Annotated in this window: 8 protein-coding genes; 1 reads left to right on the top strand and 7 read right to left on the bottom strand. The window is 66.2% G+C overall.

Annotated features, from left to right (window positions below):
• Positions 1–122: 122 nt before the first annotated feature.
• From AC2VOR_RS00655 to dnaA, 7 genes are all read right to left on the bottom strand, one after another.
• The gene (locus tag AC2VOR_RS00655) at positions 123–1,004 is read right to left on the bottom strand and encodes a DUF3566 domain-containing protein (RefSeq protein ID WP_369736234.1); all 882 of its coding nucleotides are present in this window, start codon (positions 1,002–1,004) and stop codon (positions 123–125) included.
• 214 nt (positions 1,005–1,218) lie between these two features.
• Positions 1,219–5,007, bottom strand: coding sequence for an intein-containing DNA gyrase subunit A (gene gyrA / locus AC2VOR_RS00650; protein WP_369736233.1), 3,789 nt, complete (start codon positions 5,005–5,007; stop codon positions 1,219–1,221).
• 33 nt (positions 5,008–5,040) lie between these two features.
• Positions 5,041–7,074: a DNA topoisomerase (ATP-hydrolyzing) subunit B gene (gene gyrB / locus AC2VOR_RS00645; RefSeq protein WP_486963014.1), complete on the bottom strand. Its 2,034-nt coding sequence runs from the start codon at positions 7,072–7,074 to the stop codon at positions 5,041–5,043.
• 233 nt (positions 7,075–7,307) lie between these two features.
• Positions 7,308–7,838: a DUF721 family protein gene (locus tag AC2VOR_RS00640; RefSeq protein ID WP_369736232.1), complete on the bottom strand. Its 531-nt coding sequence runs from the start codon at positions 7,836–7,838 to the stop codon at positions 7,308–7,310.
• Positions 7,835–8,983 carry a DNA replication/repair protein RecF gene (gene recF / locus AC2VOR_RS00635; protein WP_369736231.1) on the bottom strand — a complete coding sequence of 383 codons (1,149 nt, stop codon included), beginning with the start codon at positions 8,981–8,983 and terminating at the stop codon, positions 7,835–7,837. Before recF ends, AC2VOR_RS00640 begins: the two co-directional genes overlap by 4 nt.
• A complete protein-coding gene (gene dnaN / locus AC2VOR_RS00630; protein ID WP_369741358.1) occupies positions 8,984–10,183 on the bottom strand; it encodes a DNA polymerase III subunit beta in 1,200 nt (399 codons plus the stop codon).
• Positions 10,184–10,698: 515 nt separating this feature from the next.
• Positions 10,699–12,219: a chromosomal replication initiator protein DnaA gene (gene dnaA / locus AC2VOR_RS00625; RefSeq protein WP_486963013.1), complete on the bottom strand. Its 1,521-nt coding sequence runs from the start codon at positions 12,217–12,219 to the stop codon at positions 10,699–10,701.
• Positions 12,220–12,800: 581 nt separating this feature from the next.
• Here dnaA and AC2VOR_RS00620 point away from each other — a divergent pair.
• A partial coding sequence (locus AC2VOR_RS00620) for a 50S ribosomal protein L34 (protein WP_486963015.1) occupies positions 12,801–12,862 on the top strand: 62 nt, incomplete at its 3' end.

Below are 12,862 nucleotides of genomic sequence, written 5' to 3'. Positions count from 1 at the left end.
TCCGACCTCTTCGTTATCAGCGAAGCGCTCTAACCGCCTGAGCTATAGGCCCGCACTCGCGTACGGCCGAGCGACGAGATTACCGCAATCGCCGCCCTACCCCCAAAACGCTGGCATCCACGCTAGTCGCGGTCCGCCAGGGTCACCTCGATGCCCCCGATCAGATCCGTGGTCAGGTTGTAGACGAACGCCGCGATCGTCGCCATCGCCGTCAGCAGGACGATGTTGACCAGGCCGATCAGGATGGCGCCGCCGAAGATGGTGCCGCTGGACACCAGTTCGCCGCTGCTGCCGCTGGTGTTGTTGAGCAGATCGCCGACGTTGCTGTTCAGCTTGGCCCACACACCCATGCCGCCGAGCACGAGGTACAGGAACGCCACCGCGATCATCCAGACGAAGAACAGCGCCACCGACAGCAGCAGCGACACCTTCAGCGTGCTCCACGGATCGATCCGGCGGATCTGCATGCTCGCCCGGACCGGCCCCCGCGGCCGCCGCGACATCTGCACGCGGTCCTCGCGCGGCCCCCGGCCCTCCGGACGACCCGATCCGGGCCCTTTTGACGCCTCCGCGCCGCGCTCGGGCGGTGTCGCCTTGCGCTGCGGGGGACGCGGCACCGGGCCCGACAGGTCGGGCAGCTCGCTGGCGTATGCCTCGGCCGGCGAGCCCTCGCCGCGCGCCGACACGGCGTCGATCTCCTGCGTGGGGTTCCTGATGGGCCCGGCGGCGCCGGCCCCGGGAATACCGGAAACGAACCGGTTCGGCCGGGCGTCGGCACCGCCCGGCGCGCCCGACCCCCGCGGCTCGCCGTGTGCTTCGCTCTGACGGTGCGGCGACTGGGCGGCCCTGGACGCGCCGCGCTGCCAGGGCGGTGCGTCGGTGGCGTCCTGGCCCCGGCCACCCGCGGCGGGCGTCGCGTGGTGCGCGCCGCCCCGCTCGGCCGAACCATCCCCATTAAGGCCGTCACCCTTGTTGGGGGCGCCCGGCTCGCTCGGTGAGGTCACCCCGACTCCTAACGTTCCCTACCCGGTCCGACCTGGGCCTACCCAGGCGCCGGCAGTCGCATCGCGTCCGGGCCCCACAGCGGCCCGCATCGTCACCGGCCTGAGCTTAATTGCCCGACTCCTCCGCGGGCCCCACAGCGGCCCGCATCGTCACCGGCCTGAGTCTAGTTGCCAGCGACTTTCCCGAGGCAACGCCCGCCCGGATCGTTACCCGCTACTCGCTCGCGCCGTCGGCCTCGCCGGCGGTCCCGGCTTCCTCGACGGCCTCCTCGGCGTTCTCTTCGGCGTTGCGCGCAATGGCCAGTAACGTGTCGCCCTCACCGAGGTTCATCAACCGGACGCCCTTGGTCTGCCTGCCCGCCTTACGGACCTGGCGCGCGCCGGTGCGGATCACGCCGCCGCCGGAGGTGATCGCGTAAAGCTCGCTTTCCTCGTCGACGATCAGCGCGCCCACCAGCCGGCCGCGCCGGCGGTCGTACATGACGGTCAGGACGCCCTTGCCGCCGCGGCCCTGAACCGGGTATTCCTCGATCCCGGTCCGCTTCGCGTAGCCGCCGGACGTCGCGACCAGCAAATAGGTGCCTTCGCGAACCACGTTGAGCGATAACAGGTAATCGTCGGCGTTGAAACGCATGCCCTGCACCCCGGAGGTGGCGCGTCCCATCGGGCGCAGCGCCTCGTCGGTCGCCGAGAACCTAATCGACTGTCCGTTAGCCGACACCAGTAGCAAGTCGTCGGCGGCGGAACACAGCACCGCACCGACCAACTCGTCCCCGTCGCGCAGGTTGATGGCCACGATGCCGCCCGAGCGGTTGGAGTCGAAGTCGGTCAGCTTGGTCTTCTTGACCAGACCGTTGCGGGTGGCCAGCACCAGGTACGGCGCGTCCTCGTACCCGCGGATCTGGATCACCTGGGCGATGCGCTCCTCGGGCTGGAAGGCCAGCAGATTGGCGACGTGCTGGCCGCGCGCGGTGCGTGAGGCCTCCGGCAGCTCGTAGGCCTTCGCCCGGTACACGCGCCCCTGCGTGGTGAAAAACAGGATCCAGTCGTGCGTCGAGCACACGAAGAAGTGCCTGACGATGTCGTCCTGCTTGAGCCCGGCACCCTGCACGCCCTTGCCGCCGCGCTTCTGGCTGCGGTACAGGTCGGTCTTGGTGCGCTTGGCATACCCGGTTTCGGTGATGGTGACGACGACGTCCTCGCGGGCGATCAGGTCCTCGTCGCTGACGTCGCCGTCGGCGGCGATGATCCGGGTGCGCCGGTCGTCGCCGTGCTTGTCGGTGATCTCGGCGAGCTCGTCGTGGACAATGGCGCGCTGGCGCTCCGGCTTGGCCAGGATGTCTTCGAGGTCGGCGATCTCCGCCTCAATCTTGGCCAGGTCGTCGATGATGCGCTGGCGTTCCAGGGCCGCCAGGCGCCGCAGCTGCATGTCCAGGATGGCCTGGGCCTGGATGTCGTCGATGTCGAGCAGCTCGATCAGCCCGGCCCGGGCGATATCGACGGTTTCCGACGCCCGGATCAGCGCGATCACCTCGTCCAGCGCGTCGAGCGCCTTGACCAGGCCGCGCAGGATGTGGGCGCGTTCGTTGGCCTTGCGCAGCCGGTAGGTGGTGCGCCGGACGATCACGTCGAGCTGGTGGGCGACGTAGTGGCGGATCAGCTGGTCGAGGCGCAGCGTGCGCGGCACGCCGTCGACGATCGACAGCATGTTGGCGCCGAAGCTGGTCTGCAGCTGGGTGTGCTTGTAGAGGTTGTTGAGCACCACCTTGGCCACCGCGTCGCGCTTGAGCTCGATGACGATGCGTAGCCCCACCCGGTCGCTGCTCTGGTCTTCGATGTTGCCGATTCCGGCGAGCCTGCCGTCGCGGACCTGCTCGGCGATCGAGGTGATGAAGTTGTCGTGGTTGACCTGATACGGCAACTCGGTGATCACCAGCGACGAGCGGCCGCGCGAATCCTCTTCCACCTCCACCACGCCGCGCATGCGGATGGATCCGCGCCCGGTCTTGTAGGCATCGGCGATGCCCTGCGACCCGACGATCAGCCCGTGCGTCGGGAAGTCGGGTCCCTTGACGCGTTCGCAGACCGCGGCCAGGGTGGCTTCTTCATCGGCCTCGTGGTTCTCCAGGCACCAGTAGACCGCCTCGGCCAACTCGCGCAGGTTGTGCGGCGGGATGTTGGTCGCCATGCCAACCGCGATGCCGCCCGACCCGTTGGCCAGCAGGTTGGGAAACCGGCTGGGCAGCACGGTCGGCTCCTGCACCCGCCCGTCGTAGTTGGGGACGAAATCGACTGTCTCCTCGTCGATTTCACGCAGCATCTCCATCGCGAGCGGGGTCAACCGCGCCTCGGTGTTGTGGCTGACGAAACCATTGGTCAGGAATGCGTGGTCGGAGGTGTCGACGCGCAGGCTGTACACCGGTTGCACGCCCGCCTCGGTGATCGAGGCAACCCGCGCGTAGTAGAACCGGCCGTCGGTGAGGTCGGTGGCGATGGCGCGGACGTCGGGGTCTGCGATGTGGGCCAGAATCTCGGCGCCATGCGTTTGCCAGCGTTGGACGCGGTCGACGTTGTGGCGGTTGAGCCAGTCGCGGTCAGCGCACGAGCCGCCGGCGGACTTGCGGATGAACGCGGCCAGTCCGGGTACGTAATCTCCGTCCCGCCCGCGACAAGTCGGCATCTCGGCCAGTACGGCGGTCAACTTGGCTTGCTTAGCGCCCCCGAAACCCACACGGGTTGCGAATAATTCGGCCTGAGCACGATTGGTGATGACGACCTTGTGCTCGCCAAGGGCCTGCCGGTATCGCCTCGAGACGATTCCGAACTCGAGCAGCATCTGCTGAATATCTATGGCCAGCTGCCTACTGCGTGTCGAGTAAAATATTTGAATTGTGTTGCGCGGTAGCGCAGAACACGAGCCATCACCCTCGAACAGCGCTTGCAAGAAGACGCGTTTCACTGCGGCAGGGGACCGCCACAGCCAATGCGGTACCGCCTTGTCGGCCGAACGCTGCCCGATCAACCCACCAAGCCGTGTCTTGCTCAGTTCCGACAGATTCTGCACGTCGAGTTCGTGCAGCATCGAACCGGCGGCGATCACCCGCGCGGATACATACCGCCGGCCTCCGACGACCGCGTCGTACGCGCCGACGACCATGTCGAAGTAGTCGCGGTCGAGATTGTTGAACCCGGCGCGAGATTCGGACACGAAGCCCTCGCTGATGAAAGCACCGAGCAGCAAGGCTTCCAGCACGTCATGGGAGTCACCAGGGCCGAGTTCCACCGGCGGCGTGCGCTGCAACACGACGTGGTCGTCGGGGCGGATCTCCTCGATCAGCTTCCACAGCAAGGTGGGTACGCCGCCGACGTCGACCAGGCACAGTAAGGGATGGTTGGCCGTACCCGTGACCTCGTAGCCGTCAACCGTCCGTACCCTGAAAGCCTGGTGCTCGCCCGAGTGGAACAGCGTGTCCGCCAGAACGGGGTTACCGTGCCGATCCAGAACCTTCAACTCGACCGCGTTGTCCGAATTGGGCGCGGCGCCCGGAACCACGTCCCCAATCCGTACGGACTGCCCGAACGGTAAGCGCACCAACGCATCTTCGGTGACGCAATACCTCATCGCGGCCGGCGGGTCGTTGCCCGGCGAGCCGAAGTTGCCCTGCCCGTCGACCAGCGGATACCGCAGCGACCACGGCTGGGCCATGCGCACCAGGGTGTCGTAGATCGAGGCGTCGCCGTGCGGGTGGTAATTGCCCATCGTCTCGGCCACCGACCGCGCCGACTTGGCGTGGCTGCGGTCCGGGCGGAAACCGGAGTCGTACATCGCATACAGCACGCGCCGGTGCACCGGCTTGAGGCCGTCGCGCACCTCGGGCAGCGCGCGGCCCACGATCACGCTCATGGCGTAGTCGATGTAGCTGCGCTGCATCTCCTGCTGGATGTCGACGGGTTCGATCCGCTCGGCGGGCTGGTCACCCGGCGGCAGGGTGGTGTCAGTCATCTATTCCTCTTTGGCATTGGCGCGTCTGAGCGGTCAGACATCCAGGAAGCGAACGTCTTTGGCGTTACGGGTGATGAAGCTGCGGCGGGCGTCGACGTCCTCGCCCATCAGAATGGAGAACAGCTCGTCGGCAGCGGCGGCGTCATCGAGAGTGACCTGGCGCAGCACCCGCACCGACGGGTCCATCGTGGTCTCCCACAACTCTTTGGCGTCCATCTCACCCAGACCCTTGTAGCGCTGAATGCCGTCGTCCTTGTTGATCTTCTTGCCGGCCTTCTGCCCCGCCTCGAGCAGGCCGTCGCGCTCGCGATCGGAGTAGGCGAACTCGGGTTCGGTGCGCTGCCATTTCAATTTATAGAGGGGCGGTTGCGCCAGGAACACGTGCCCGTTTTCGATCAGCGGCCGCATGAACCGGAACAGTAGCGTCAACAGCAGCGTGGAGATGTGCTGGCCGTCGACATCGGCGTCGGCCATCAACACGATCTTGTGGTAACGCAGCTTGCTGATGTCGAACTCGTCGTGGATCCCGGTGCCCAGCGCGGTGATGATCGACTGGACTTCGGTGTTCTTCAGCACGCGGTCGATGCGCGCCTTCTCGACGTTGATGATCTTGCCGCGCAAGGGAAGTATGGCCTGGAACATCGAATCGCGGCCGCTCTTGGCCGAGCCGCCGGCTGAATCACCCTCCACCACGTACAGTTCGGACTTCCGCGGATCGGTGGACCGGCAGTCGGCGAGCTTGCCGGGCAGGCCGCCAAGGTCGGTGGCACTCTTGCGGCGCACCAACTCTCGCGCCTTGCGAGCCGCGATGCGCGCCTGTGCCGAGGATACCGCTTTGTTGACAATGACTTTGGCATCGGAAGGGTTGGCTTCGAACCAGTGGGTAAGCTGCTCGTTGCAGACCTTCTGGACGAACGACTTGACCTCGGTGTTGCCCAGCTTGGTTTTGGTCTGACCCTCGAACTGGGGTTCGGCAACCTTGACCGAGATGACGGCCGCCAGGCCCTCCCGGATGTCGTCGCCGGTGAGGTTGGGGTCTTTGTCCTTGAGCAGCTTGCGGTCTTTGGCGTACTTGTTGACCACCGACGTCAACGCGGCGCGGAAGCCCTCTTCGTGGGTACCGCCCTCGTGGGTGTTGATCGTGTTGGCGAAGGTGTGAACCGACTCGGAGTAGCCGGCATTCCACTGCATCGCGATCTCGACCTCGTGGCCCTCGCCCTTGCCGGAGAAGTCGACGATGCTGCTGTGGATCGCGCTCTTGGTGCGGTTGATGTGCTTGACGAAGTCCACCAGGCCGCCCGGGTAATGGAACGTGCGGTGCTTCACCTTGTGCGGCGACGTTGATTCGGCCGCCTTGTCCTGCGCGGACTTGGGCGCCTCGGCGGTGTCGCTGACGACTTCGTCGACGACTTCCTCGTTGCTGACCCGCTCGTCGGTCAGGTTGATCGTCAGGCCCTTGTTCAGGAACGCCATCTCCTGAAGCCGGCGCGCGACCGTTTCGAAGTCGTATTCGGTGGTCTCGAAGATGTCGGGGTCGGCCCAGAACCGGATCACCGTTCCCGTCTTCTTGGTCGCCTCTCCCTGTTTGAGGGTGCCCGGGACGGCGCGGTCGTAGAACTGGAACCATTCGTGCCCGTCACGCCGGATGTTGACCTCCAGTCGGGTGGACAGCGCGTTGACCACCGACACACCGACGCCGTGGAGCCCACCACTGACGGTGTAGCCACTGTTCTCGCCGCCGAATTTCCCACCGGCGTGCAATTGGGTCATCACCACGTCCACGGTGGGGGCGCCGGTGGCGTGCATCGCCACCGGAATGCCGCGGCCATCGTCGGCGACCTCCACACTGCCGTCGTCGAGCAGGCGGACGTCGACCTTGGTGGCGTAGCCGGCCATCGCCTCGTCCACCGAGTTGTCCACCACCTCCCAGATGAGGTGGTGCAGACCGCGTTCACCGGTGGAGCCGATGTACATGCCGGGGCGCTTGCGGACGGCCTCCAGACCTTCCAGCACGGTGATGGCTGAAGCGCCGTATTCGTCTTGTGCCTTCTTCTTCTGGGCAGCCACGGTCGGAATGCTCTCCTCGGGGTTTCATGCGAGCGGTTCAGTCACCGCAGCGGTCGCATCCCGTCAAGTCTACCGTGAGGGGCCGTCAGGACCGATTTTCTAGGCGCGTTTCTGCCCACCTGACCGCGCCGTGTGCTCAATTTCTTCATTTGGGTCGCGTCCTGACGTGCATCACCCGGGTCCGTTTCGTCCTGGCGGATTTGAGGCGGCCGCCGCCGACGCTCCGCCGCGACCTATCCGTAGGTGTCGCGGGGTCCCCGGCCCGCGATGTGGCGCGGGCCCTTGCGCCACGACGGGGCGACCGGCCCGGTGATCTTGAGGGACGTCACCACGCCATTACCGACCGCTGCCGCGATCTTGGCCAGCAGTTGCGCCTGGATCATGCGCAGCTGGGTCGCCCAGGCGGTGGATTCGGCCGCCACGCTCAGCACCCCCTCGCTGAGGGAGACGGGTGTGGCGTGGTCGGCGATCTGCTGGCCCACCATCGACGACCAGTGGCCCAGGACGGTGCCTTCCGCCACCTGGGCCGACCAACCACGCTTTTTCGCCAGGTCGCGCGCCAACCGGCCCAGCGGTTGAGGATCCCGGCCGTCGGGGCCCGGCCCCGACCAGCTTCGCCGCCGGCCGGCGACCCGGCGCGAGCTCGGTGGGATCGCCCGGCCGCGTCCGGCATCCTTGCCCTGGGCGCGCGCGGCCGCGCGCGCCTCCTCGAGCGTGCGGCGCACCAGGTCGATACCGGTCAACCCGTCGTCGTCACCGGTCACGGCCGTACCACCGACACGGGCCCGGACTCTTCGTCACGCAACTCGATGTGCACCCGTTTAGCATTCCAGTCCGCCGGGATGTCTTCCAGCACCGCCGCGGTCACCAGAACCTGTTCGGCCGATTCGGCGACCCCGGCCAGGGCGCGGCGCCGGGTGGTGTCCAGTTCGGCGAAGACATCGTCGAGCAACAACACCGGCTCTCCGCCGTCGGCCCGCAACAACTCGTATGCGGCCAACCGCAGCGCCACCGCAAACGACCACGACTCGCCGTGGCTGGCAAAGCCTTTCGCGGGCTGCTCGCCGAGCCGCAACTCGAGATCGTCTCGGTGCGGCCCGACCAGGCACATCCCGCGCTCCAGTTCCGCATCACGTCGCGCCGACAACGCCGACAACAGCGCCCCCTCGAGGTCCTCGCGTTCGACCCCGCCCGCCCAGTCCCCGCCCAGGCTCGGGCGGTAGACGATCGAAGCCGGGCGTGACCCGGGCGCCAGTAGCTGGTAGGCCTTTTCGACCTCGGGCGCCAGCTGCTCGATGAGATCGATACGGGTGGACATTAATTCGGCACCGTGCTCGGCCAACCGGACATCCCACACGTCGAGGGTTTCCACTGCGCTCTGGTCCCGCCGATGCCTTCCTGCGCCAAGGGATTTCAACAACGCCGTACGTTGGCGCAGCACCCTGTCGTAGTCGGCACGCACCGCGGCGATCCTGGGCCGGCGCACGGTCGCCAGATCATCGAGGTAACGCCGCCGGTCGGCCGGGTCGCCGCGTACCAGCGCCAGATCCTCCGGGGCGAACAGCACCGCCCGCAACACCCCGACCACCTCGCGCGTGCCGCGAATCGGCGAGCGGTTCAGTCGCGCCTTGTTGGCGCGCCCCGCCGCGATCTCCAGATCGACGGCACATTCCCGGCCTTCGTTGACGACGATCGTCGAGATCACGGCCCGGTCGGCACCCGCCCGGATCAACGGCGCGGCGGTGCTCACCCGGTGCGAACCCAACGTGGTCGAATACCACAGCGCCTCAATGAGGTTCGTCTTCCCGAAGCCATTCGGACCGACGAACACCGTGCGGCCCGGTCCCAGTTCGAGGTCGGCCTGCGCCCAGGACCGGAAATCACGCAGTCCCAAATGCCGGACGTACACCTAACCGGGCAACCGAACCGGCATGAGCAGGTAGACGTAATCGGTCGGCGGGGCGACGAACGGGCCGGGGCCGGTCTGGTGGCTGTCGTCGGCGGACGCCGGCCGCAGCAGCGCCGGTTTGCCCGGCGTCGTGAAGCCGAACGACACCCGCTCGGAATCGACCGAACGGAGCCCGTCGGTCAGATACGTCGGGTTGAACGCGATCGTCAACGGCTCGCCGGCGAAATCCACCTGCAGGTCCTCCTCGGCGCGCCCGACATCGTCGGCGCCCGCCGACAGCCGCAGCATGCCGTCGGCGAATTCCATTCGGACCTGCGCCCCACGGTCCGCCACCAGCGCAACCAGCTTGATCGCCTCGGTCAGTTCGGCCACGTTCATGGTGGCCACCGCGGTGTGCTCAGCCGGCAACAGCTGGCGGAACTTGGGGAATTCGGCATCCAGCAGCCGGGTGGTGCTGCGTTTGCCGTTCCCGCTGATACCGAGCAGACCTTCCTTGCCGACCCCGGCACCGGCGCCCAGCGAGAGCCGCACCTCGGATCCGTTGGTGCCGGTCTTCGCCACCTCGGCCAGCGTCTTGGCCGGTACCAACACCGCCGCCTCGACGTCGGGGGACAACGCCGACCAGGTCAATTCCCGCACCGCCAGCCGGAACCTGTCGGTGGCCGCCAGAACTACCTTGTCGCCCGAGATTTCGACGCGGATGCCGGTCAGCATCGGCAAAGTGTCATCCCGACCCGCGGCGATGGCGACCTGTCCGATCGCCTCGGCGAACAAATCCGCCGGCAAGGTGCCGGTGTCCTCCGGCAGGTCGGGCAGCGTCGGGTAATCCTCGACCGCCATCGTCGGCAGCGAGAACCGGGCGTTCCCGCAGGTCAATGCCACACGATTGCCGTCGACGTAGAAATCGATGGGCTTGTCGGGCAACGCCCGCGTGATGTCAGACAACAACCGTCCCGACACCAAAACACTTCCCGGAGAAGCGATTTCGGCTGCGATTTGCGCTTCCGCGGAAACCTCGTAGTCGAACCCGGAAATGGTCAGGCCGTCGTCGGAGCCAGACAACAAGATCCCGGAAAGGACCGGCACCGCCGGCCTGGACGGCAGATTCTTCGCCACCCACGACACCGCATCGGCGAAAGACTCCCGCACCAACCGAAACTTCAGGTCGGTGACGCCCGCAGTTGTCGTCGCCACGTCCATAAAGCGTCCCTTCACCTGCCAAGTATCCAAATCCCCGGGCCAGCCCTCCCGCTAGCGTGGGTTCCCGCGACGGACGTCGATGGCACAGAGCGAGCCACGACGACCGCAACGGCAGCCGAAGAACAACCGTAGATCGTCCGGGGCCATCTTGAAAGCTAATCGCAGGGCCCGACAAGGCGTCGGGTCCTCCGCGGTGCGGGGCTGTGTGATTCGAGCGTCCCCAGGGCCGGTTTTCAAAGAAGGAAGACCGAAGATATCTCAGTACCAGTATTAAGGGCTGTGCATGCTGGGGACAAAAGGCGTTAGGCGCAGCTTGGGGACTCATCGGGCTGTGGATGACACGCTCGGCGGCTGTGCGTTGCCTGGTGAGCGGGTGGGGAAGAGCGCCGGGTGTGCACTGGAGTGTGATCAGCGATCGCTTGTTCGGCAGTGTTGTGCACATGCCTGCGCACAACACACCGGTGTGACTGCTGTGACAGGGGAGTGAGAAGTTTTTTTGAAGAAAAGAGGCGCGGTCAGCGCTTGGACCGCTGCCGAATCCGCGTGGTGAGCTCCTTGACATGATCGAACACCTCACGCCGCTCGGCCATCTCGGACAGGATCTTGCGTTGGGCGTACATCACGGTGGTGTGGTCGCGCCCGAATGCCTGGCCGATCTTGGGCAGGGAGAGGTCGGTGAGCTCGCGGCACAGGTACATCGCGATCTGGCGGGACTGAGCCAGCGCGCGGGTCTTGCCCGGGCCGCGTAACTCCTCGACGGTGGTGTCGAAGTATTCGGCCGTGGCGGCCATGATCGTCGCCGCGCTGATCTGCATGGTGCTTGCGTCGGCGATCAGATCGCGTAGCACGATCTCGGCCAGCGCCTTGTCGATAGGGGCCTTGTTCAGGGAGGCGAACGCGGTCACCCGGATCAGGGCGCCCTCGAGTTCGCGGATGTTGCGTTCGATGCTGCTGGCGATCAACTCGAGGACGTCGTCGGGCACCGCAAGCCGTTCCATCTGCGCCTTCTTGCGCAGGATGGCGATACGGGTCTCGAGTTCGGGCGGCTGGACGTCGGTGATCAGACCCCACTCGAAGCGGGTCCGCAACCGATCTTCGAGGGTCGCGAGCTGTTTGGGCGGCCGGTCGGAGGAGATGACGATCTGCTTGTTCGCGTTGTGCAACGTGTTGAAGGTATGGAAGAACTCCTCCTGGATACCTTCCTTGCCCTCGATGAACTGGATGTCGTCGACCAGCAGCACGTCGACGTCGCGGTAGCTGCGCTTGAAGGCGACCTTGCGGTCGTCGCGCAGCGAGTTGATGAAGTCGTTGGTGAATTCCTCGGTGGAGACGTACTTCACGCGCATCCCGGGGAACAGCCGCTGCGCGTAGTTACCGGCGGCGTGCAGCAGGTGGGTCTTGCCCAGGCCGGACTCGCCCCAGATGAACAAGGGGTTGTAGGCGCGTGCCGGTGCCTCGGCGATCGCCAGGGCGGCCGCGTGGGCGAACCGGTTGGAGGCGCCGATGACGAACGTGTCGAAGGTGTAGCGGCGGTTGAGGCTGGTTCCGCCGGCGACCGCTGGGTCGGAGTTGCGCGGGCGCTCGGAGAAGTAGCTGGGCCAGCTGTGCTCGGTGCCGATGGGCACGTCGCCGTTCTCGTCGGCCTCGTCGATCTCGGCGACGTCCAGTTCGGCGTCGTAGGTCAGGTTTTCCGCCGGTGCGACGGCGCCGTCGTCGGGACTGTCGGGGGGCGGAGCGATGCGCACCCCGAGTTGGATCTGTTGTCCGAGTCGGCGGCTCAACGCGTCGGTGATGGGCGCGCGCAGATGACGTTCGATCTCGTTTTGCACGAAGCTGCTCGGCACCGACAACAGAGCAAAGCCCTCGACGATGGTGAGTGGCTGCACGAGGTTCAGCCACGCCCGTTGCTGAGGGGTCAGGGGAGTGACGAGCGTCGAGCGGTTGCCGGTGGCGTTGTCCGCTGCGGAGTCACCGTTGAGTTCGGAAACGACCGCGCTCCACACTGTCGTGAAAGTCGAACCGGGGTCATCGGTCAACGACGTATCTCCCTGGTCCTCGCATATCCCTGGTCGAGGGGCACTGGCGACGAAGCAACTATCCACATAGTTATGCACAGTTGTGTACAGGATGATCGTAGTGCGGGCCGCAGCCTACCGGCGACAGCTCACAATGTTCGTGCTGGTGACAACCTGGAGGCCGCCTGGGCAGCCAGTCGATCCGCCATCCTCGCTTCGTTGTCGGCCGCCGTCCGAGTCTGGCACGGCATTGCAAGAAGCTAACAGTTTTCTGTGCGGCTGCCAACCGTTCTGCTGTATTCCAGTTGCCTGGTTTAGGCTCGGTCGGGCCGTTCGCGCTGTACGGTCGCCGTCTTCGGAAAGCTTCGGCGACGGGCAAGCTCCGATTCACTCGCCAGGGTTGGCGCAGGCCAGGTTTGACCCGGGGATGGCTCGTCAGTACCCTCAAACAGTCGCCCGGAAGTCGGCGATACGGCTGCGACCCAAGTCGTATGGGGACCGCGCCGGCCAGTAGCAAGGCCCACCGCCGACCGTGGTCGTGACGACGCTTCACGGGCGGACGGCCCGGGTCACGTGGACCGAGATACAACGAGGAGAACGCCGTGGCCAAGGGCAAGCGGACCTTCCAGCCGAATAACCGCCGCCGCGCCCGCGTGCACGGCTT

Source organism: Mycobacterium sp. TH-M103, assembly GCF_057473785.1.
Note: the sequence above shows the minus strand (reverse complement) of the source record. Positions and strands in the feature narration are given on the sequence as shown.